General features: G+C 71.3%; 20 protein-coding genes. 15 read left to right on the forward strand and 5 right to left on the reverse strand.

What is annotated here, in order from left to right; all coding sequences use genetic code 11:
* Positions 1-28: 28 nt before the first annotated feature.
* Both ACGF3J_RS18910 and ACGF3J_RS18915 read right to left on the reverse strand, forming a co-directional pair.
* On the reverse strand, positions 29-2,428 hold the full coding sequence (locus ACGF3J_RS18910; RefSeq protein ID WP_393854345.1) for an MFS transporter: 2,400 nt from the start codon (positions 2,426-2,428) through the stop codon (positions 29-31).
* A 173-nt stretch (positions 2,429-2,601) separates the two neighbouring features.
* Positions 2,602-3,048 (reverse strand): SRPBCC family protein, encoded by a 447-nt coding sequence (locus ACGF3J_RS18915; protein ID WP_161327338.1) that lies wholly within the window; start codon positions 3,046-3,048, stop codon positions 2,602-2,604.
* Between the two features lie 159 nt (positions 3,049-3,207).
* On the opposite strand from ACGF3J_RS18915, the gene ACGF3J_RS18920 reads away from it, so the two are divergent.
* The 4 genes from ACGF3J_RS18920 to ACGF3J_RS18935 all read left to right on the forward strand — a co-directional run bounded on the left by ACGF3J_RS18920 (position 3,208) and on the right by ACGF3J_RS18935 (position 7,003).
* Complete coding sequence (locus ACGF3J_RS18920; RefSeq protein ID WP_393854346.1) at positions 3,208-4,260, forward strand: Rv2578c family radical SAM protein; 1,053 nt, start codon at positions 3,208-3,210, stop codon at positions 4,258-4,260.
* 143 nt (positions 4,261-4,403) lie between these two features.
* Positions 4,404-6,005, forward strand: coding sequence for an alpha/beta hydrolase (locus tag ACGF3J_RS18925; protein ID WP_393854347.1), 1,602 nt, complete (start codon positions 4,404-4,406; stop codon positions 6,003-6,005).
* A gap of 75 nt (positions 6,006-6,080) precedes the next feature.
* On the forward strand, positions 6,081-6,479 hold the full coding sequence (locus tag ACGF3J_RS18930; RefSeq protein ID WP_393854348.1) for a RidA family protein: 399 nt from the start codon (positions 6,081-6,083) through the stop codon (positions 6,477-6,479).
* 20 nt (positions 6,480-6,499) lie between these two features.
* Positions 6,500-7,003 (forward strand): GNAT family N-acetyltransferase, encoded by a 504-nt coding sequence (locus ACGF3J_RS18935; RefSeq protein ID WP_393854424.1) that lies wholly within the window; start codon positions 6,500-6,502, stop codon positions 7,001-7,003.
* A gap of 4 nt (positions 7,004-7,007) precedes the next feature.
* On the opposite strand, the gene ACGF3J_RS18940 is transcribed toward ACGF3J_RS18935, so the two are convergent.
* Positions 7,008-7,601, reverse strand: coding sequence for an adenylosuccinate lyase (locus tag ACGF3J_RS18940; protein ID WP_386930508.1), 594 nt, complete (start codon positions 7,599-7,601; stop codon positions 7,008-7,010).
* Between the two features lie 383 nt (positions 7,602-7,984).
* Between ACGF3J_RS18940 and ACGF3J_RS18945 the strand changes: the two genes are divergently transcribed.
* The 9 genes from ACGF3J_RS18945 (at position 7,985) to pssA (ending at position 18,851) form a co-directional block, all read left to right on the forward strand.
* Entirely contained in the window at positions 7,985-9,790 is a 1,806-nt protein-coding gene (locus ACGF3J_RS18945; RefSeq protein ID WP_393854349.1) for a 3-hydroxyacyl-CoA dehydrogenase family protein, read from the forward strand.
* Between the two features lie 136 nt (positions 9,791-9,926).
* Complete coding sequence (locus ACGF3J_RS18950) at positions 9,927-10,742, forward strand: TetR family transcriptional regulator (protein ID WP_161330556.1); 816 nt, start codon at positions 9,927-9,929, stop codon at positions 10,740-10,742.
* Positions 10,743-11,127: 385 nt separating this feature from the next.
* A complete protein-coding gene (ccrA, locus tag ACGF3J_RS18955; protein WP_393854425.1) occupies positions 11,128-12,465 on the forward strand; it encodes a crotonyl-CoA carboxylase/reductase in 1,338 nt (445 codons plus the stop codon).
* Between the two features lie 10 nt (positions 12,466-12,475).
* The gene (locus tag ACGF3J_RS18960) at positions 12,476-14,503 is read left to right on the forward strand and encodes a protein meaA (RefSeq protein ID WP_393854350.1); all 2,028 of its coding nucleotides are present in this window, start codon (positions 12,476-12,478) and stop codon (positions 14,501-14,503) included.
* Positions 14,500-15,462, forward strand: coding sequence for a CoA ester lyase (locus ACGF3J_RS18965; protein ID WP_125491886.1), 963 nt, complete (start codon positions 14,500-14,502; stop codon positions 15,460-15,462). Before ACGF3J_RS18960 ends, ACGF3J_RS18965 begins: the two co-directional genes overlap by 4 nt.
* A 5-nt stretch (positions 15,463-15,467) precedes the next feature.
* A complete protein-coding gene (locus ACGF3J_RS18970) occupies positions 15,468-15,980 on the forward strand; it encodes a MaoC family dehydratase (RefSeq protein WP_161330554.1) in 513 nt (170 codons plus the stop codon).
* Positions 15,981-17,186, forward strand: coding sequence for an acyl-CoA dehydrogenase family protein (locus ACGF3J_RS18975; protein ID WP_161330553.1), 1,206 nt, complete (start codon positions 15,981-15,983; stop codon positions 17,184-17,186).
* A 170-nt stretch (positions 17,187-17,356) separates the two neighbouring features.
* Positions 17,357-18,013: a phosphatidylserine decarboxylase gene (locus ACGF3J_RS18980; RefSeq protein ID WP_161330558.1), complete on the forward strand. Its 657-nt coding sequence runs from the start codon at positions 17,357-17,359 to the stop codon at positions 18,011-18,013.
* Positions 18,014-18,035: 22 nt separating this feature from the next.
* Positions 18,036-18,851 carry a CDP-diacylglycerol--serine O-phosphatidyltransferase gene (gene pssA, locus ACGF3J_RS18985; RefSeq protein WP_386930923.1) on the forward strand — a complete coding sequence of 272 codons (816 nt, stop codon included), beginning with the start codon at positions 18,036-18,038 and terminating at the stop codon, positions 18,849-18,851.
* A 248-nt stretch (positions 18,852-19,099) separates the two neighbouring features.
* On the opposite strand, the gene ACGF3J_RS18990 is transcribed toward pssA, so the two are convergent.
* Positions 19,100-20,224 (reverse strand): glycerate kinase, encoded by a 1,125-nt coding sequence (locus ACGF3J_RS18990; protein WP_346346152.1) that lies wholly within the window; start codon positions 20,222-20,224, stop codon positions 19,100-19,102.
* Positions 20,225-20,407: 183 nt separating this feature from the next.
* On the opposite strand from ACGF3J_RS18990, the gene ACGF3J_RS18995 reads away from it, so the two are divergent.
* The gene (locus ACGF3J_RS18995) at positions 20,408-20,902 is read left to right on the forward strand and encodes an NUDIX domain-containing protein (protein WP_393854351.1); all 495 of its coding nucleotides are present in this window, start codon (positions 20,408-20,410) and stop codon (positions 20,900-20,902) included.
* A 41-nt stretch (positions 20,903-20,943) separates the two neighbouring features.
* Positions 20,944-21,669 (forward strand): NAD-dependent deacetylase, encoded by a 726-nt coding sequence (locus ACGF3J_RS19000; protein ID WP_393854352.1) that lies wholly within the window; start codon positions 20,944-20,946, stop codon positions 21,667-21,669.
* 19 nt (positions 21,670-21,688) lie between these two features.
* Here ACGF3J_RS19000 and ACGF3J_RS19005 read toward each other — a convergent pair whose 3' ends face one another.
* The gene (locus ACGF3J_RS19005) at positions 21,689-22,183 is read right to left on the reverse strand and encodes a methylated-DNA--[protein]-cysteine S-methyltransferase (RefSeq protein ID WP_393854353.1); all 495 of its coding nucleotides are present in this window, start codon (positions 22,181-22,183) and stop codon (positions 21,689-21,691) included.
* Between the last annotated feature and the right edge of the window lie 7 nt (positions 22,184-22,190).

Raw genomic sequence — 22,190 nt, forward strand, 5'->3', positions numbered from 1 at the left:
CGCGCGCGCCCGCGCGCCGGTGGGCGTCTCAGTCCTCGTGTCCGAGCTGCAGGTCGCGCTCCGTGCGGCCGCCGCCGGCCACCTGGAGGACGGTGGCGACGGGCGGGTATCCGGCGGCGATGACGGTGTACTCGCCGGACGACAGGTCGACGAACCGGAAGGTGCCGTCGGGGCCCGTGGTCAGGGTGTCGACGACGTTGCCCGCCGCGTCGAGCAGCGTCACGCGCGCGTCCTCCACCGCCCGTCCGCCACTGGCCCGCACGGTGCCGCGCAGCACGGCGCCGCCGGCCAGCTCGACGTCCTGGCGGGTCTCGCGGGCGGCCTGGACGCTGACGGGCAGCGCGGCCGGGCGGAAGGCGGGGGCGCTGGCGGCGAGGGTGTACTCGCCGGCCACCAGCTCGGTGATGACGTAGCCGCCCTCGCGTCCGCTGCGGGTGGTGGCGACGACCTCGCCGTGGACGTTGGTGAGGGTGACGATCGCGTCGCGCACCGGGCTGCCGTCGGCGGTGAACACGCCGCCGGCCAGGCGCCCGGCGCCGCCGAGGACCACGTCCAGTTCGACCGGGCGTTCGCCGACGGTCACGGACACCGCCTGCGGCTGGTGGCCTCCGGCCGCGGCGATCAGCACGTACGCCCCGGAGCCGGGCGTGGCGAGGGCGTAGCGTCCGTCGTCGCCGCTGGCGCCCCGGCCGATCTGCTGTCCGCCGACGTCGATGAGGGTGAGCGCCGCGCGGGGCACGACGGTGCCGTCGGGGTGCTGCACGGTGCCGCAGACGGCGATCCCGGCGGCGTGCTGCGACCGTGCCTGCGGGACCTGGACGGTGGGCTGCGCGGTCTCCGGGTCGGTGACGGGGGCGTTGTGGGACACCAGGGGTTTCTCCTTGAGGAAGAGGGCGATGAGCAGTCCGAGGACGAGCACCGGCACCAGGTAGAGGAAGATCCGCGGCATGGCGTCGGCGTACGCCTCGATGTAGGCGTCGCGCAGTGCCGGGGGCAGGGAGTGGACGAGCTGGGGGGTGATGGCCTCGGCGTCGGGCAGGCCGGCGCCCGCCTCGGCGGGGACCCGGTCGGCCAGGGCGTCGGTGAGCCGGTCGGCGAAGAGGGTGCCGAAGATGGCGGCGCCGACGCTGCCGCCGATCTGCCGGAAGTAGTTGTTGGCGCTGGTGGCGGTGCCGAGGTCGGCGGGGCGCACGGAGTTCTGCACGGCGAGGACCAGCACGGGCATCACCATGCCGATGCCGGCGCCGAGGACGGCCATCCAGACGCTGTAGTGCAGCCGGGGGGTGTCGGCGTCGAGGCGGGAGAGCAGCCACATGCCGACGACGGACAGGGCGCTGCCGAGGATCGGGTGGGAGCGGTAGTGCCCGGTGCGGCTGATGAGCTGCCCGGAGACGATCGAGGCGACGACGATGCCGCCCATCATGGGCAGCATCAGCAGGCCGGACTCGGTGGCGCTGGCGCCGTCGACCATCTGCAGGAAGGTCGGCAGGTAGCTGGCGGCGCCGAACAGGGCCACGCCGATGACGAGGCCGACCAGGGCGGTGACGTTGAAGACGGAGTCCCGGAACAGCCGCAGCGGGATGAGCGGTTCGGGCGCGAAGCGCTCGGCGACCAGGAAGAGGAGGGTGGACCCGGCCGCTCCGGCGGCGAGGCCGAGGATGACCTCCGAGCCCCACGCGTACTCGGTGCCGCCCCAGCTGGTGAGCAGGACCAGGCAGGTGGAGGCGGCGGCGAGCAGCAGGGCGCCGAAGACGTCCAGGCGGGCCTTGACCCGCGGCCTGGGCAGCTTCAGGACGACGGCGACGACGGCCATGGTGACCAGGCCGAACGGCACGTTGATGTAGAAGCACCAGCGCCAGGAGAGGTGGTCGGTGAAGTAGCCGCCGAGCAGCGGGCCGGCGACCGAGGCGAGTCCGAAGGCGGCGCCGATCAGGCCCATGAAGCGGCCGCGCTCGCGGGGCGGGACGATGTCCGCGATGATCGCCTGCACGCCGATCATCAGGCCGCCCGCGCCGACGCCCTGGACCGCGCGGAAGGCGATCAGCTGGTCCATGGTCTGGGCGCGGCCGGCCAGTGCGGAGCCGACGACGAAGACCAGGATGGCGAACTGGAAGACGCCCTTGCGTCCGAAGAGGTCGCCGAGCTTGCCGTAGATCGGCAGGCCGACGGTCGAGGTGAGCAGGTAGGCGGTGATCGCCCAGGACATCTTGTCCAGGCCGTGCAGCTCGCCGACGATCTTCGGCAGCGCGGTGGCGACGATCATCTGCTCCAGCGCGGCGAGCAGCAGCGCGAGCATGAGTCCGACGAAGACCAGACGCACCCGGCGAGGGCTCAGCGCGGCCCCCGGCTCCGGGTCGGGGGTGGGAGGCTGGGGAGGCGCCTGGGGTGCGGTGACCGGTTCGTCCTGCACCAGAGTGATCCCGCCCACGTCCCGCTCCCCTCGTCACACCTGCTCACAATTGCCGCCTGAGGCGACAACTGCGAACAAGTGCGACGAGTTACGGAAAAGCGGCCGGTTCGACCGGAGATCACTCGAACCGGTGAGACGGCCAACGGCCGCCCGCGGCTTGCCGTTTGGTCACTCCGGACGGCCTGCCGGGACTAGTTCTTCTCGACCTCGGCGGCGAGCCTGGTGAGCATCGCGTCGTAGATCCGGGCGAGCCCCTTGGGCGCGAAGGTCTTCTCGAAGAAGCCGCCGACGCCGCCGGCGCCCTGCCAGGTGGTGACGACCACGACCCGGGACTTGCCCTCGCCCGCGGGGGTGACCCGCCAGGTGGTCACCATGGAGGAGTTGCGGTCCTTCTCGACCAGCTCGCCGTCGGTCGGCTCGGTGACCTCCAGCAGGCAGTCGCGGACGCGCTTGCTGGTGGCCTGGAGCTTCCAGTGCACGAGGGTGCCCTCGCCGTCGCCGCCCTCCCGGACCTCGTACTCGCTGAAGTGCTCGGGGAGCAGCTTCTCGCGGGTGCCGCTGTAGTCGGCGAGGGTGTCGAACACCGTCTCCGCGTCCGCCGCGACGATCCGCTCCGTCTCCGCCTCGACCTGCGCCATCGGGTCCCTCCAGGGCCTGGTTCTCGGGGTCGGGGCAAGCCAACCACCCCACCGCCCGGCCACCAAATCGGGGGGCGCGAAGCGGCCCCGCGCGACTGGGCCGCACGATCAAGGGAACAAGTGTTCTATTGTGTGGCCAGTGCTACCGAGGAGGCGTCCATGCGCTGGGAGAACCTCACCGACTCCGACCACGCCCGAGCGGCCGACCCCGCGCTGTTCGGGGCGGACGCGGTGACCACCCGCACCTTCGACACGCCCGAGTTTCGCGGCGTCACCTTCCACGAGGTCCGGGCCCGCTCGATCCTCAACCGCGTGCCGGGGGCCTCGCGCATGCCGTTCGAGTGGACCGTGAACCCCTACCGGGGCTGCACGCACGCGTGCGTCTACTGCTTCGCGAGGAAGACGCACAGCTACCTGGACCTCGACACCGGACTGGGCTTCGACTCGCAGATCGTCGTCAAGGTCAACGCGCCCGAGCTGCTCCGCCGCCAGCTGGCCTCGCGCCGCTGGCAGGGCGAGCACGTCGCGATGGGCACGAACGTCGACTGCTATCAGCGCGCCGAGGGCCGCTACCGGCTGATGCCCGGCATCATCGAGGCGCTCACCGAGCGGGCGAACCCCTTCTCGATCCTGACCAAGGGCACCCTGATCCTGCGCGACCTGGACCTGCTGACGCGCGCGGCCCGGGTGACGGACGTGGGGATCTCGGTCTCGGTCGGCTTCACCGACGCGGAGCTGTGGCGCACCGTGGAGCCGGGCACGCCCGCACCGGAACGCCGGCTGGAGGTCGTGCGGACCCTCGGCGAGCACGGCATCGGCTGCGGTGTCCTGATGGCGCCGGTGATTCCCTTCCTCGGCGACGAACCGGCCCAACTGCGCGCGACCGTGCGGGCGATCGCCGCCGCCGGGGCCACCTCGGTGACGCCCCTGGTGCTGCATCTGCGGCCGGGCGCCAGGGAGTGGTTCATGGCCTGGCTCGCCCGGCACCACCCGCACCTGGTGCGCCGGTACGAGCGGCTGTACGCGGAGGGCGCCTACGCCCCGAAGTGGTACCAGCGCCGGATCACGCGCCAGGTGCACGATCTGGCCCGCGAGTACGGCATCGGGCCCACGCGCGGGGGGATGCCGCGGCGGATCGCGGAGCCCGAGCCCGCACGGCCCTCCGAGGCGACCGACGCCACCCCAGAGCCGACCCAACTTTCGCTCATCTAGGCAGATTCAGGGGCATTAGGAGGTATCTTCCGGCCCGATTGGGTCAAGTATGAGCAGAATATGTTCCTCCGGGGGCGCTCCCCGGGACGATCCGGCGAGGACCGCGACGCACGCGGACCGCAAGCCCGTCGCCGGAGGACGCCATGAGACAACGCGCAGCCGTGCTGTGCGGCGCCGCAGTCATCGCCGCCGGAAGTGTCACGGCCGTCCCCGCCGAGGCGAACACGCCGCACTCCGCCGGGACCCCTGCCGCCGCGTCCGCCGCGAAGCTCCCGTGGAAGAAGTGCGCCACGGAGGACTACCCGACGCTCCAGTGCGCGTCCCTCGAGGTGCCGCTCGACCACGCGCGCCCGCGCGGGAGGCAGATCACGCTCGCGCTGTCCCGCGTCCCGCACACCGCCGCGACGTACCAGGGCCCCCTGCTGGTCAACCCCGGCGGCCCCGGCGGCAGCGGGCTGACGCTCGCCGGGTTCGTGGCGTCCTCGCTGCCGGAGAAGGTCGCCGCGCAGTACGACGTCATCGGCTTCGACCCGCGCGGAGTGGGGAAGAGCAGCCCCGCCCTGAACTGCCGGCCCGGCCACTTCGACCCCGTGCGCCCCGACTCACTGCCCGACACGCCCGGCGTCGAGCGGGCCAACCTCGCCCGCGCGGAGGCGTTCGCCGAGGCGTGCGGCGACAAGTACGCGGATGTGCTGCCGTACATCGACACCGTCAGCGCCGCCCGGGACGTGGACGCGATCCGCGCGGCGCTCGGCGCGGAGCGGCTCAATTACTTCGGCTACTCCTACGGCACCTATCTGGGCGCCGTCTACGCCAAGCTCTTCCCCGCGCGCGTGCGGCGCCTGGTCCTGGACTCCGTCGTCGGCCCGGACGACGTCTGGTACGACGCGAACCTCAACCAGGACCTCGCCTTCAACGACCGCCACCGGGCGTTCCTGGCATGGATCGCCGAGCACGACACCGCGTACGGGATGGGCACCGACCCGGAGCGGATCGAGCGGCAGTGGTACGCCATGCGGACGGCGCTGGCGAAGAAGCCCGCGGGCGGGCGGGTCGGCGCGTCGGAGCTGGAGGACACCTTCATCCCCGGCGGCTACTACAACGGCTACTGGCCCTATCTGGCGGAGGCATTCGCCGCCTACGTGAAATCCGGGGACACGGACCCGCTCGTCGAGGTGTACGAGAACTTCGGGGCCCTGGACGCCCCGGGCGAGAACGGCTACAGCGTCTACACCGCGGTGCAGTGCCGCGACGCGGCCTGGCCGCGCGACTGGGACGAGTGGCGCGGCGACAACTGGGGCCTGTACGAGAAGGCGCCGTTCATGGTCTGGAACAACGTCTGGTACAACGCGCCGTGCGCGTCCTGGCCCACGAGCGCGCGCCGACCGGTGGACGTCGCCAACACCGAGCTGCCGCCCGCGCTGCTGTTCCAGGCGACCGGCGACGCGGCCACCCCGTACGAGGGCGCGGTCACCGCGCACCGGCTGCTGCGCGGCTCCGCCCTCGTCGTCGAGGAGGGCGGCGGCAACCACGGCATCACGCTGAGCGGGAACTCCTGCCTGGACGAGCGCCTGGCCGCGTACCTGACCGACGGCACCGTGCCGCGCGGCAAGGGTGCGGCGGACGCGGGTGAGCCGGACGCCGTGTGCGCGGCGCTTCCCCAGCCCGAGCCGCTGGAGTCCAAGGCGGCTTCGACGTCCGCCCGCGGCGCGGCCCTGCACAAGCTGCTCGGCTTCCGCCGCTAGCCGACCGCTCCCCCGGCGGCCCGCGGACGACGGCCCGCCGGGGGCGTTGTCGGTGCCATGGTCCACGATGGGCGCATGAGTGAGCTGACCAGGATCCACGCCCCCGACGGCGTCGCGCCCGCCGCCCAGTACACCCATGTCGTCCTCGGCACCGGGCGGTTCGTGGCCGTCTCGGGTCAGCTCGCCCTGGACGAGGACGGCAGTCCCGTCGGCGTGGGCGACCCCGCGGCCCAGGCCCGCCAGGTCTTCGAGAACCTGCACCGGTGCCTGTCGGCAGCCGGCGCCGGTTTCGACGACGTGGTGAAACTGACGTACTTCGTCACGGACATGGCCCACATGGACGCGATCCGTGCCGCACGCGCCGCCCACATACCCGCCGACCGGCTGCCGGCCGCCTCGGCGGTGCAGGTGGCGGCGCTGGTCCGGCCGGAGTTCCTGATGGAGATCGAGGCGTTCGCGGTCGTGGCCCCGTGAGCGGGCCGCTGGTGCGGGAGATGACGGTCGCCGACTGCGACCGGGTGGCCCTGATCCGCGTCCGGGGCTGGCAGACCGCCTACCGGGGCCTGGTCCCGCAGGTGTACCTGGACGGCATGGACGCCGCGGGGGACGCCGAGCGGCGCCGCGTCCTGTTCGCCGCCGCCCCGGCCGGCGTGGTGAACCTGGTCGCCGAGGACCATCGCGGCGAAGTCGTGGGCTGGGCCTGCCACGGCCCCTACCGGGACGGGCAACGGCCGACCGGGGACGCCGAGTTGTACGCGATCTACGTCGACCCGGAGCGGCTCGGCGCGGGCATCGGGCAGGCCCTGATCCGGGAGTCGGTGCGCCGGTGCGCGGCGGCCGGGCACCCGCGGATGCTCCTGTGGGTGCTCAAGGACAACGCCCGCGCCCGGCGCTTCTACGAACGGGCGGGCTTCGGCGCCGACGGCGCCGAGGAACCCTTCCGGGTGGAGGGGGTCGAGGTGCCCGAGGTGCGGTACGCCGCCGACCTGGCGGGCTGACCGCTCACCGCTGACCCGGGATGCGCGCCAGCGCCCGGACCGCCGCCTGGGCCAGCGCCGGGTGGGCGAGGGCGTCGTTCAGCACGGGGCCGGCCCGGTCGTCGCCGAGGGCGCCCAGGCCCTCGACGCAGGCGAGCGCGACCCGCCGGTGGGGGTCGTGCGGGCGCAGCCGGCGTTGCAGCGTGGTGATCAGGGCGGGTACGGCCTCGGGGGCCCGCAGCTCGACCAGCAGCCGCACCGGGTGCAGGGCGTAGGCGACCCGCAGCTCGTTGGTGGCGAGCGCGGCGGCCGCGCGGGCGGTGCGGGGGTCGCCGAGGCGGGCCAGGGCATGGGCGGCGGCGGCGCAGCGCGGCGGGTCCCGGTGGTTGAGCAGCAGCACGAGGGACTCGAAGGCCCGCCGGTCGCCCGCCGTGCCGAGCCGGAAGGCGGCCAGTTCCCGTGCCCAGAGCGGGTGTCCGGGCTCGGTGAGCACCGCGGCCAGTTCGTCGTGGTCCCCGGTGGCCACGAGCCGGTCGTGGGCGCTCGGGGCGCCCGGCACCCCCGAGGTCGCCGCCTCGGCCCGTAAGCGCTCCGTGACCACTCGCAACTCTTCGTCCATGACACCGAGGTTAGGCGGGTCACCCTGCGTGTGGGACGTACATCACGAACACGGGGGGCTGGCGCGCTCGTTACTCGCGAGTTAATCTCAGACGAGCGGGTCACCCACTCGCAGCAACTCCTCACGGTGGTCTGGTGACGCGGCCACCGGGAGAACAGTCGGTTCGGTACCTCGGGTACCGCAGGACGATTCGGCCCCGGGACAGGGCCGGTCGGAGAGAGCCGCCGGGCGGGCGTGTGCACGCCTCCGCGACGGCACCGGGCGTGTGCGATCCCAGCCCGGCAACACCCGCACTCCGCACTCCTTCCTCTTTCACGCATCAGACGCGCCCCTCGGCGCGTCCGGGCGTGTTCCGTCGTCACCCTCATTCCTGGAGTCCCGCGATGGCCACTCCCCTGTCCGACACCCCTCTGTCCCCGCTCCGGACCATCGCCGTCATCGGCCTCGGCACCATGGGCACCGGCATCACCGAGGTCCTGGCCCGGGCCGGCCGCGCCGTCGTCGGCGTCGACGTCAGCGAGGCGCAGGCCGCCAAGGCGCTCTCCGCGCTGGAGTCGTCCACCGCCCGTGCCGTCGAGCGCGGACGCCTCACCGAACAGGAGCGCGCCGACGCCCTCGCCCGCGTCCGCACCACCACCGACCTGCGCGCCGCGGCCGACGCCGACCTGGTGATCGAGGTGGTCCCGGAGTCGTACGAGGTCAAGCAGCAGGTCTTCAGGGAACTGGACGGGATCGTGCGTCCGGAGACGATCCTGGCGACCGGCACCAACGCCCTGTCAGTGACGCGGCTGGCCGCCGACTCCTCCCGTCCGGAGCGGGTCCTCGGACTGCACTTCTTCAACCCGGCCCCGGCGATGAAGCTGGTCGAGGTCGTCTCTTCGGTGCTGACCGCGCCGGCCGCCGTCGCGGCGGTCACCGATCTCGCCCTGGACCTCGGCAAGGAGCCCGTGGCGGTCGGCGACCGGCCCGGGTTCGTCGCCGACGGCCTGCTGTTCGGCTACCTCAACCAGGCCGCGGCCATGTACGAGGCGAACTACGCCTCGCGGGAGGACATCGACGCCGCGATGCGCCTCGGCTGCGGTCTGCCGATGGGGCCGCTGGCGCTGCTGGACCTGGTCGGCGTGGACACTGCGCGCACGGTCCTGGAGGCCATGTACGCCGCCTCGCACGACCGGCTGCACGCCCCCGCCCCGATCCTCAGGCAGCTCAGCGAGGCGGGCCTGACGGGCCGTAAGGCGGGGCGCGGCTTCTACACCTACGAGGCGCCCGGCAGCGCGGTCGTGGTGCCGGACGCCCTGACCCCGCGCGCGGACGCCACCCCCGTCGCGGGCCGTCCGGTGCGCGCGGTGGGCGTCGCCGGGTCGGGCACGATGGCGTCCGGCATCGCGGAGGTGTTCGCCAAGGCCGGGTACGAGGTCGTGCTCGCCGCGCGCAGCGCGGAGAAGGCGCAGACCGCGAAGGCCCGGGTCGGCAAGTCGCTGGCCCGCTCGGTCGACAAGGGGCGGATGAGCGCCGAGGACGCCGCGCGGGCGCTGGAGCGGATCACGCCGACGGGGACCTACGACGACTTCGCCGACGTCGACCTGGCCGTGGAGGCGGTCGCCGAGGACCTGGAGGTGAAGCGGCAGCTGTTCGCCACGCTGGACAAGGTCTGCAAGCCCGGCGCGGTGCTGGCCACCACCACCTCCTCGCTGCCCGTCGTCGCCTGCGCCCGCGCCACCTCGCGCCCGCAGGACGTGATCGGCATGCACTTCTTCAACCCGGCGCCGGCCATGAAGCTGGTCGAGGTGGTCCGCACGGTGCTCACGGCGGACGACGTCCACGCCACCGTCCGCGAGGTCTGCGCGAAGATCCGCAAGCACGCCGTGGACTGCGGCGACCGGGCCGGGTTCATCGTGAACGCGCTGCTGTTCCCGTACCTGAACAACGCGGTCAAGATGGTGCAGGAGCACTACGCGACGCTCGACGACATCGACGCCGCGATGAAGCTGGGCGGCGGCTACCCGATGGGGCCCTTCGAGCTCCTCGACGTGGTCGGCCTGGACGTCTCGCTGGCCATCGAGAAGGTCCTGCACCGCGAGTTCCGCGATCCGGGGCTGGCCCCGGCGCCGTTGCTGGAGCACTTGGTGGCCGCGGGCTGCCTCGGCCGCAAGACGGGCCGCGGCTTCCGCGAGCATGCCCGCCGCTGAGCGTCCGGGCGACTGGTTCCGGTCACCGGAGGACTGGGGCGGACTGCTCGATCCGGCCGGGTCTCCCCCGCCCCCCGCGGGCGGGTAGATCCCCGGTCACGCGCATGATTGCGCACACATGCAGTACGTTCGGGTCATGCCCCAGCCCGCCAGGTCCTCACGTACACCAGCCACGCCCGACGCGCCGGAGAGCGCGGCCGGCAGCCGCGCCGCCGCCCAGCGGCTCAAAATGCGCCGGGAACTGGCGGCGGCGGCCATGGAGCTGTTCGCGGCCAAGGGGTACGAGGCGACCACCGTCGACGAGATCGCGGCCCAGGCCGGGGTCGCCCGCCGCACCTTCTTCCGCCACTTCCGCTCCAAGGAAGAGGCGATCTTCCCGGACCACGACGACACCCTGGTGCGCGCCGAGGCGGTCCTCAACGCGGCGCCGGCGCACGAGCATCCGCTCGACACGGTGTGCCGCGGCATCAAGGAGGTCATGAAGATGTACGCGGCGCGGCCGGAGATCTCGGTCGCCCGCTACAAGCTGACGCGCGAGGTGCCCACCCTGCGCGAGGCGGAGATCGCGTCGGTGGCCCGCTACGAGCGCCTGTTCACCCGCTATCTGCTCGGCCACTTCGACGAGCACGCGCACGACGACGACGCCAACGACGACCCGCTGCTGGCGGAGGTGGCCGCGTCCGCCGTGGTCACCGCGCACAACCACGTGCTCCGGCGCTGGCTGCGGGCGGGCGGGCAGGGAGACGTCGAGGCACAGCTCGACCACGCCTTCGCGATCGTCCGCAGGACGTTCGGGACGGGCATCGGCGCGGGGCGCGGTACGGCCTCCACCGAGCGTCCGGAGGGCGCCTCGGCCTCGGTGCACGGCGACGTGCTGGTGACGGTGGCACGCACCGACGCACCGCTGCACGAGGTCATGCGGACCATCGAACAGGCTCTCAAGGAGCACTGAGCCCACCCTTCCCCTTGTGACGACGGCCACCCTTCGGGTGGCCGTTTTTGCATGTCAACGCCCCTTTTCCCGCCTCTCGCGACCCCCGTTCGATCGATCATCGCTCATCTGTCGCGTAAAGATTTCATCTGAGAGCAAGTTCTGGCACCGAGTGCCTTGCGGGGTGACACGCGGTGCCATACGTTGAAGGTGTCCGGGCTGTCCCCGCGAGCCATCGCCCGCGTGCCCGGCGCCTGCGTCACAGGCACCCTCCGCGCCACAAAGCGCCGCCGAAGCACCACACCCGCCGAACCGACGGCACCCCTCACCCAACCCTCAGCAGCACCGACGTAACCCTCAGCGCCCCTCCCTCAGGGCGCTCGACGCCGGAGGCAACACCGTGACCATGAAGGACATCCTGGCCGCGATCCAGTCGGCCGACTCCACGCCGGACGACTTCGCCGCCCTGCAGCTCCCCGAGTCGTACCGCGCGATCACCGTGCACAAGGACGAGACCGAGATGTTCGCGGGCCTCGAAACCCGCGACAAGGACCCGCGCAAGTCGATCCACCTCGACGAGGTGGCGCTGCCGGAGCTGGGCCCGGGTGAGGCCCTGGTGGCCGTCATGGCCTCCTCGGTCAACTACAACTCGGTGTGGACCTCGATCTTCGAGCCGCTCTCGACCTTCGGCTTCCTGGAGCGCTACGGCCGCACCAGCGACCTGGCCAAGCGCCACGACCTGCCCTACCACATCATCGGCTCCGACCTCGCGGGCGTCGTGCTGCGCACCGGCCCCGGCGTCAACTCCTGGCACCCCGGCGACGAGGTCGTCGCGCACTGCCTCTCCGTCGAGCTGGAGTCCTCCGACGGCCACAACGACACGATGCTCGACCCCGAGCAGCGCATCTGGGGCTTCGAGACCAACTTCGGCGGCCTCGCCGAGATCGCGCTCGTCAAGTCCAACCAGCTGATGCCCAAGCCGGGCCACCTCAGCTGGGAGGAGGCCGCCGCACCGGGCTTGGTCAACTCCACCGCCTACCGGCAGCTGGTCTCCCGCAACGGCGCCGGCATGAAGCAGGGCGACAACGTGCTCATCTGGGGCGCCAGCGGCGGCCTCGGCTCGTACGCCACCCAGTTCGCGCTGGCCGGCGGCGCCAACCCGGTCTGCGTCGTCTCCAGCGAGCAGAAGGCCGACATCTGCCGCTCGATGGGCGCCGAGGCGATCATCGACCGCAACGCCGAGGGCTACAAGTTCTGGAAGGACGAGCGCACCCAGGACCCCAAGGAGTGGAAGCGCTTCGGCAAGCGCATCCGCGAGTTCACCGGCGGCGAGGACATCGACATCGTCTTCGAGCACCCCGGCCGCGAGACCTTCGGCGCCTCGGTCTTCGTGACCCGCAAGGGCGGCACCATCACCACCTGCGCCTCGACCTCGGGCTACATGCACGAGTACGACAACCGCTACCTGTGGATGTCCCTGAAGCGCATCATCGGCTCCCACTTCGCCAACTACCGCGAGGCCTGGGAGGCCAACCGCCTCATCGCCAAGGGCAAGATCCACCCGACCCTCTCCAAGGTGTACGCCCTGGAGGAGACCGGCCAGGCCGCCCACGACGTCCACCGCAACGCCCACCAGGGCAAGGTCGGCGTGCTCTGCCTCGCCCCCGAGGAGGGCCTGGGCGTGCGCGACCACGAGAAGCGGGCCCAGCACATCGACGCCATCAACCGCTTCCGGAACATCTGAGGAGCGCCGCATGACCGATCGTCAGAAGGACCGGCCGTGGCTGATGCGCACCTACGCCGGTCACTCCACGGCCGAGGCGTCCAACGAGCTGTACCGGCGCAACCTCGCCAAGGGCCAGACGGGTCTGTCGGTCGCGTTCGACCTGCCGACCCAGACCGGCTACGACTCCGACCACATCCTCGCCCGCGGCGAGGTGGGCCGGGTCGGCGTGCCGGTGGCGCACCTCGGTGACATGCGCCGGCTGTTCCAGGACATACCCCTGGACCAGATGAACACCTCGATGACCATCAACGCCACGGCCATGTGGCTGCTGGCGCTCTACCAGGTCGTCGCCGAGGAGCAGGGGGTGGACATCACCAAGCTCCAGGGCACGACCCAGAACGACATCGTCAAGGAGTACCTCTCCCGGGGCACGCACGTCTTCCCGCCGGGGCCCTCGCTCCGCCTGACGACGGACATGATCGCCTACACGGTCTCCCACATCCCGAAGTGGAACCCGATCAACATCTGCAGCTACCACCTGCAGGAGGCGGGCGCCACGCCGGTGCAGGAGATCGCGTACGCGATGTCCACCGCGATCGCCGTGCTGGACGCCGTGCGCGACAGCGGCCAGGTGCCGCAGGAGCGTATGGGGGACGTCGTCGGCCGCATCTCCTTCTTCGTGAACGCGGGCGTCCGCTTCGTCGAGGAGATGTGCAAGATGCGCGCCTTCGGCCGCATCTGGGACCGTGTCACCCGCGAGCGGTACGGCATCGAGAACCCCAAGCACCGCCGCTTCCGCTACGGCGTCCAGGTCAACTCCCTGGGCCTGACGGAGGCCCAGCCGGAGAACAACGTCCAGCGGATCGTCCTGGAGATGCTGGCGGTCACCCTCTCCAAGGACGCACGCGCGCGTGCCGTGCAGCTGCCGGCCTGGAACGAGGCGCTGGGCCTGCCCCGGCCGTGGGACCAGCAGTGGTCGCTGCGCATCCAGCAGGTGCTGGCGTACGAGAGCGACCTGCTGGAGTACGGCGACCTCTTCGAGGGCTCGAAGGTGGTCGGGGCGAAGGTGGACGAGCTGGTCGAGGAGTCGCTCGCGGAGATGGAGCGCATCGAGGAGATGGGCGGCGCCATGGCCGCCGTCGAGTCCGGCTACCTCAAGTCCCAGCTGGTCTCCTCGCACGCAGAGCGCCGGGCCCGGATCGAGTCGGGCGAGGAGAAGATCATCGGCGTCAACGCCTTCGAGGGCACCGAGCCGAACCCGCTCACCGCCGACCTGGACACCGCGATCCAGACCGTCGACCCGGCGGTCGAGGCACGCGTCGTCGCCTCGCTCCTGAACTGGCGGGACACCCGATACCAGCCGCCCTTCAACCACCCGCGCCCCTGCAAGGCGCTGGACAAGCTGAAGGAGGCCGCCAAGGGCACCGACAACCTCATGGAGGCCACCCTGGAGTGCGCCCGCGCCGGCGTCACGACCGGCGAGTGGGCCGGGGCACTTCGCGAGGTCTTCGGCGAGTTCCGGGCACCGACCGGGGTCTCCTCGGCTCCGGTCGCCGTCGCCGCCGAGGAAGGATCGGCGATGGCCGGTGTGCGCCGCAAGGTGGAACTGACGGCCAAGGACCTCGGAGTGGGCAAACTGCGCTTCCTGGTCGGCAAGCCCGGCCTCGACGGCCACTCCAACGGCGCCGAGCAGATCGCGGTGCGGGCCCGCGACGCCGGGTTCGAAGTGGTCTACCAGGGCATCAGGCTGACTCCGGAGCAGATCGTGGACGCCGCCCTGGCGGAGGACGTGCACGCGGTGGGCCTGTCCATCCTGTCCGGGTCGCACGCCCAGCTCGTCCCCGACGTGCTGGACCGCCTCCGTGTGGCCGGTGCCACGGATATACCGGTGATCGCCGGTGGCATCATCCCCAACGGTGATGCCGAAGCGCTGCGGGCCGCCGGAGTGGCCGCGGTCTTCACCCCGAAGGACTTCGACATCACCGGAATCATCGGCCGGATCGTCGACGAGATCCGGTACGCGAACAAGCTCGACCCCCTGGAGGTCCCCGCATGACGACTGTCAACCGCCTTCGCCCCCGCCGTAGCTGTCTGGCGGTACCCGGAAGCAACCCCCGCTTCCTGGAGAAGGCCCAGGGCCTCCCCGCCGACCAGGTCTTCCTCGACCTGGAGGACGCCTGCGCGCCGCTCGCCAAGCCGGAGGCGCGGCACACCATCGTCAAGTTCCTCAACGAGGGCGACTGGACCGGCAAGACCCGCGTCGTGCGCGTCAACGACTGGACGACCGAGTGGACGTACCGCGACGTCGTGACGGTGGTGGAGGGCGCGGGCCCGAACCTGGACTGCATCATGCTGCCGAAGGTGCAGGACGCCCAGCAGGTGGTGGCCCTCGACCTGCTGCTCACGCAGATCGAGAAGACGATGGGCTTCGAGGTCGGCCGCATCGGCATCGAGGCGCAGATCGAGAACGCGCAGGGGCTGAACAACGTCAACGAGATCGCGCAGGCCTCCCCGCGCGTCGAGACCATCATCTTCGGCCCGGCCGACTTCATGGCGTCCATCAACATGAAGTCCCTCGTGGTGGGCGAGCAGCCGCCCGGCTACCCGGCGGACGCCTACCACTACATCCTGATGAAGATCCTGATGGCCGCCCGCGCCAACAACCTCCAGGCGATCGACGGCCCCTACCTCCAGATCCGCAACGTCGACGGCTACCGCGAGGTCGCGCAGCGCGCCGCCGCCCTCGGCTTCGACGGCAAGTGGGTGCTGCACCCCGGGCAGGTCGAGGCGTCCAACGAGATCTTCTCGCCCTCCCAGGAGGACTACGACCACGCCGAGCTGATCCTGGACGCGTACGACTACTACACGTCCGAGGCGGGCGGCAAGAAGGGCTCCGCGATGCTCGGCGACGAGATGATCGACGAGGCCAGCCGCAAGATGGCGCTGGTCGTCTCCGGCAAGGGACGCGCCGCCGGCATGAAGCGCACCAGCAAGTTCGAGATCCCGGAGGCGTGACGGCGATGCAGTTCGGACGGACCTACGAGGAGTTCGAGGTCGGGGCCGTGTACAAGCACTGGCCGGGCAAGACGGTCACCGAGTACGACGACCACCTGTTCTGTCTCCTCACCATGAACCACCACCCCCTGCACATGGACACGAACTACGCCGAGAAGACGACGGACTTCGGCAAGAACGTGGTGGTGGGGAACTACATCTACTCCCTCCTGCTCGGCATGTCCGTGCCGGACGTCTCCGGCAAGGCGATCGCCAACCTGGAGATCGAGTCGCTGAGGCACGTGGCGCCGACCTTCCACGGCGACACGGTCTACGGCCAGACGACCGTGCTCGACAAGTGGCCGTCCAAGTCGAAGAGCGACCGGGGCATCGTCCACGTCGAGACAAAGGGCTACAAGCAGGACGGCACGCTCGTGTGCGTGTTCCGCCGCAAGGTGATGGTGCCGACCGAGACGTACATCAAGGAGCGCGGCGGCGAGCAGCCGGGCCGGCCCGAGCTGAAGGAACAGGAGAAGTAGATGAGCCGCCTCGCCCAGACCCACGGCCTGACGGACGTCCAGACGGAGATCCTCTCCACCGTCCGGGACTTCGTGGACAAGGAGATCATCCCGGTCGCGACGGAGCTGGAGCACCGGGACGAGTACCCGCAGGACATCGTCGACGGGCTCAAGGAACTCGGCCTGTTCGGGCTGATGATTCCGGAGGAGTACGGGGGCCTGGGCGAGTCGCTCCTCACCTACGCGCTCTGCGTGGAGGAGATCGCCCGGGGCTGGATGTCGGTGTCCGGCATCATCAACACGCACTTCATCGTGGCGTACATGCTCAAGCAGCACGGCACCCAGGAGCAGAAGGACCACTTCCTGCCCCGCATGGCCGCGGGCGACATCCGCGGCGCCTTCTCCATGTCCGAGCCGGCGCTGGGCTCCGACGTGTCGGCCATCTCCTCGAAGGCGGTGCGGGACGGCGAGGAGTACGTCCTGAACGGCCAGAAGATGTGGCTCACGAACGGCGGTACGTCGTCGCTGGTGGCCGTTCTCGTGAAAAGTGACGAGGGTCACCCCGAGGGGACCGCGGCCCATAAGTCGATGACGACCTTCCTGGTGGAGAAGGAGCCCGGATTCGGTGAGGTCCGCCCCGGACTCACCATCCCCGGCAAGATCGACAAGATGGGCTACAAGGGCGTCGACACCACCGAGCTCATCATGGACGGCCTGCGCATTCCGGCCAATCGGGTGCTCGGCGGCGTCACCGGGCGAGGTTTTTACCAAATGATGGACGGTGTCGAGGTCGGCCGCGTCAATGTGGCGGCCCGTGGTTGCGGCGTCGCCCAGCGTGCCTTCGAACTCGGTGTCCAGTACGCCCAGCAGCGCCACACTTTCGGCAAGCAGATCGCCCAGCACCAGGCCATTCAGTTCAAGCTGGCCGAGATGGCTACCAAGGTGGAGGCGGCGCATGCGATGATGGTGAACGCTGCACGCAAAAAGGACTCGGGCGAACGAAACGACCTGGAAGCGGGTATGGCCAAGTACCTCGCATCCGAGTACTGCAAAGAGGTCGTGGAGGACGCCTTCCGGATCCACGGCGGGTACGGCTTCTCCAAGGAGTACGAGATCGAGCGCCTCTACCGCGAGGCTCCGATGCTCCTGATCGGTGAAGGCACCGCCGAGATCCAGAAAATGATCATCGGTCGCCGACTGCTCGAAGAGTATCGATTCCAGGGTTAGATGTCCGGATACGGGGTGTTTTCTTGGAGAACAAGGTCACACCCCGTAGGCAGTGTTCGGCCGCCGACTCGGCTTCCTGGCTTACCCAGTTGCGGCTGAGAGCCGCTACGATCGCCGGAAAGCCGCCGTCCCCCGTCAGTGTGCGGCATCATCCGCTACGAAGGTCATCCATGCCCCACAGCCAAACCTCTGCACCTCGCGACAGCCTCGCCGGCGTACGCCTCGCGCGCGGAGCATCGCCGTGGCTTCTGCCGACCGTCGCCACCGCAGCCGTCAGCCTCCTGCGCGCCCGCCGCTCCGGCGCGGCCAAGGCCGTCGCCGTCCCCGCCACCGCGCTCGCGGCCGGGATGCTGTGGTTCTTCCGCGACCCCGAGCGCGAGATCACCCAGGGCCGGGTCATCTCGCCCGCCGACGGTGTGGTGCAGAGCATCATGCCGTGGAAGGACGGCCGCACCCGCGTCGCGATCTTCATGAGCCCGCTCAACGTCCACGTCAATCGCGCCCCGCTGTCGGGCACGGTCACGTCGGTCGAGCACGTGCCGGGCGGCTTCGTTCCCGCTTTCAACAAGGAGAGCGAGAACAACGAGCGCGTCGTGTGGCACTTCGACACCGAGCTGGGCGACATCGAGATGATCCAGATCGCCGGCGCGGTGGCCCGCCGCATCGTCCCCTACGTGCCGCAGGGCACCAAGGTCGAGCAGGGCGACCGGGTCGGTCTGATCCGCTTCGGCTCGCGCGTCGACCTGTACCTGCCCGAGGGTGTGGAGGTCGATGTCGAAGTGGGTCAGAAGACGGTGGCTGGGGTGACTCGAATTGACCGTGATTGATCCACAGACGCAGGCCGGATGGGTGCCCGAGGCCGACGAGGTGGACGAAGAGGAGGAGATGCCTCTCTCGCTCCGTCTGTCGATAGCGGACACCCTCACTCTCGGCAACGCCACGTGCGGGTTCATGGCGGTGTACTTCACCACCACCGGGATCCTCATCCCGCACCTCATGGGCAGCGACGAGTCGGGCATGGCCCGGCACAGCGCGGCCACCGCGGTCATCCTTATGCTGTGCGCGGCGATCTTCGACCTCTGCGACGGCCTGGTGGCCCGCAAGCTGCGGTCGTCGCCCATGGGCGCGGAGCTCGACAACCTCTCCGACCTGATCAGCTTCGGGCTGGCGCCGGCGTACTTCGTCCTCGTCTACGGCATGGTCGCGGACGACGCCTACCAGCGAGTGGCGGCGGTGGGGGCGATCGTGGTGCTGCTGGCGGTGGTGCTGCGGCTCGCGCGGTTCTCCTGCGTCACCGTCAAGGACGGCACCTTCCAGGGCATGCCGTCCCCGTTCGGGGCGCTGACGGTGGTGTCGATCGTCCTGCTGGAGCTGCCGTTCGTGGCGACGCTGCTGGCGATCATCGGGACGGCGTGGCTGATGGTGAGCCGGGTCGAGTACCCGAAGCCGCGGGGGCGCCTCGCGGTGGCGATGCTGTCGTGGATCGTGCTCTCCATGGGTCTGCTGGCCGCGTGGGCCTTCGACGCGCCGAGCGGGCAGCTGCTGCTGCAGACGGGGTGCGCGTTGCAGCTGGTGATGGGGGCGGTGATCCCGCTGTTCGCGACGGCGCGGCGGGTGAACAACTTCCGTGACAATCGGCGGGAGGCGCGGGCGGCTCAGCCGTAGCGGCTGCGCCGGCTTGAGTGGGCCCCGGACCGGGTTGGTCCGGGGCCCCTCGCTTTTGCCGGGCCCGGCACTCTGTCGCCCTTGCTGGGGGCTCCGCCCCCAGACCCCCGGCCTACGCCCACCCACCACCCGACTCGGTGGGATGAAGAGGACCGCAACGGCCCACCCAGCCCGTCCGGCGTTTGCGGACGAGGCCGTTCAGGCCGAAAGGGGGGTCTGGGGGCGAAGCCCCCAGGGCGGGAGCGGACTCAGCTCAGGAAGTCCCTGGCGATGCCCTCCGCCACCCGCTCCAGGATCGGCCCGGCATCGGCAATGCACTTCTCCACGTCCGGTTCCACGGCCGTCAGCGGGTACGCCCGGCGAATGCCGGCCCGCCCCAGTGCGTCCGCGGGCAGTGCCAGCCGCCCGCACACCGCGACGACCTCCTTGCCCGCGGCCCGTGCCGCCGCGGCGACGCCCGCCGGGGCCTTGCCGTGCAGGGTCTGCTCGTCCAGCGAGCCCTCGCCCGTGACCACCAGGTCGGCCCGCTCCAGCGCCGGCGCGAAGCCCAGCACGTCCAGCATCACCTCGATGCCGGGCCGGAACCGCGCCCCGAGCAGCAGCGCACCGTATCCGATGCCGCCCGCCGCACCGGCCCCAGGCGACGCCGCGTACTCGGCGGCCCGCGCGCCCACGCTGTCCGTCTGGGCCAGTACCTTCGCGAAGTGCGCGAGGGCCGCGTCCAGGGCCGCCACGTCCTCCGGCGACGCACCCTTCTGCGGACCGTAGACCGCCGGGGCACCCTTCGGCCCGGTCAGCGGATTGTCGACGTCGCTCGCGAGCACCAGCTCGACGTCGGAGAGCCGCGGGTCGAGGTTCGACAGGTCGGCCGAGGCCAGAGAGGCGAGACCGCCCCCGCCCGGCGCGACCGGCCCGCCGTCCGTGTCCAGGAACCGCGCGCCCAGCGCGGCGAGCATCCCGGCACCGCCATCCGTGGTCGCACTGCCGCCGACCCCGAACACGATCGTCCGGGCCCCCGCGTCCAGCGCGGCCCGCAGCAGCTCGCCCGAGCCGTACGTGGAGGCGGTCAGCGGCGCGAGGACGCCCTCGGGCAGCCGCTGCAAGCCGCTGGCCTCGGCCATCTCCACGACCGCGGTGTCCTCGCGCAGCGCGAACGCCGCCGTCACCTCGTCACCGAGGGGCCCGGCGACCCGCACCTCACGGCGCTCGAACCCGGCCGCGACCGCCGCGGCCACGGTGCCGTCGCCGCCGTCGGCCACGGGCAGCGCCTCGACCCGGACGTCCGGCACGACACGGCGCAGCCCGGCCGTCACCCGCTCGGCGACCTCCACGGCCGTCAGCGACCCCTTGAACTTGTCCGCGGCGACGAGCACCCGACGGGCCCCGTCCACAGCAGCGTCAGCCACCTTGATCTCCCCTTGCTCTCCGAGCCTTGCGCACGTCAAGGCAGTCGCGCCGCTGCGACCATAACCGGAGGACACCCGCGTCGTCATGCCCTGCCCGCACCCTGGAACGACCGCGCCGGGGGCGGGCCCGGCTCTCGCTACGCTTTCGGGATGACCACTGCTGACTACGCCACCTACATCGCCGGTCTCCCCCGTGTCCTCGCCGGTGCCGCCGCGCTCTTCCGGGACACCGAGGGACGGGTGCTGCTCGTCGAGCCGAACTACCGCGAGGGATGGGCGCTGCCCGGCGGGACCATCGAGTCCGACGACGGGGAGACCCCGCGGCAGGGCGCCTGGCGGGAGACCCTGGAGGAGATCGGTCTCGACGTCCGGCTCGGCCGGCTGCTCGCGGTGGACTGGGTGGGCGGGACGGGCCGCCCGCCGATCGTGGCGTACCTGTACGACGGCGGGGTGCTCTCCGAGGACGACCTGAAGGCGATCAGGCTCCAGGAGGAGGAACTGCTGTCGTGGCGGCTGGTGCCGCGCGGCGAACTGGGCACCCACCTGCTCGGGACACTGCACGGCCGGGTCCTGGCCGCGCTGGACGCACTGGCGGACGGAACGGGCCCGGCGGAGCTGGAGAACGGCGTCCGGGTCGGCCGATAACCGTTCGCCGGGCGGACCGTGGCCGCCCTACCCTCGACCGCATGACCAGCAAGCCGCTCGTCGCCATCCTCAGCGGGGCCGGCGTCTCGACCGACTCCGGCATCCCGGACTACCGCGGCCCGAACGGGCTGTGGCGGCGCGACCCGGAGGCCGAGAAGCTCGTCACGTACGAGTACTACATGGGCGATCCGGAGATCCGCCGCCGCTCCTGGCTGATGCGGCGGGCGAACCGGACGCTGGGCGCCGAGCCGAACGCGGCGCACCGGGCGGTGGCCGAGCTGGAGCGTTCGGGGGTCCCGGTCCGCGTGATCACGCAGAACGTCGACGGCCTGCACCAGCTCGCCGGGCTCTCCGCCCGCAAGGTCCTCGAACTGCACGGCACCGCGTTGAGCTACGTGTGCACCGGCTGCCGGGTCCGCGGACCGATGGCGGACGCGCTCGCCCGGGTCGACGCCGGTGAGGACGACCCGCCGTGCCTGGAGTGCGGCGGGATCCTGAAGTCGGCGACCGTGATGTTCGGTGAGCGCCTCGACCCGATGGTGATGGGTGAGGCGCTCGCCATCAGCAAGGCCTGCCAGGTGTTCGTCGCCGTCGGCACCAGCCTCCAGGTGCAGCCCGCCGCCGGGCTGGCCGGCGTGGCCGCCGACCACGGCGCCCGGCTGGTCATCGTCAACGCGGAACCGACGCCGTACGACGACATGGCCGACGAGGTGGTCCGGGCACCGATCGGCACGGCCCTGCCCGAGCTGCTGCGGGGGCTGGGTTAGGGCCTGGAACAGCGGCGCCCTAGAACAACGGCGCCGGTCCCGCCGTGCCCCGTTCGAAGTCCAGCAGCCGGCGCTTGCGTTCCAGGCCGCCGCCGTAGCCGGTGAGGCTGCCGCTCGCGCCGATGACGCGGTGGCAGGGGACGATGATGCCGATCGGGTTGCGGCCGTTGGCGAGGCCCACGGCCCGGGAGGCGGCCGGGTTGCCGAGGGCGTCGGCGAGTTCGCCGTAGGTGCGGGTCTCGCCGTAGGGGATGGAGCGGAGTCGGTCCCAGACCGTGCGCTGGAACGGGGTGCCGTTCAAACGCAGGTCGAGGGTGAAGTCGGTGAGCCTGCCGTCGAAGTACGCGGTCAGTTCGTCCTCCGCCTGCGCGAACGGCGCGTCGTCGGGCGTTCCGAAGGTCTCCTCCGGCGGGCGGTGGCGCTGGTCGGTCATGTAGAGGCCGCACAGGACGCCGTCCTCGGCCACGAGGGTGAGGGCTCCGTACGGGCTGTCGATCACGGTGTGCTGCTTCACGGTGTGC

Origin of the sequence: Streptomyces sp. NPDC048171 (genome assembly GCF_043202655.1) — a bacterium.
Taxonomy (GTDB): domain Bacteria; phylum Actinomycetota; class Actinomycetes; order Streptomycetales; family Streptomycetaceae; genus Streptomyces.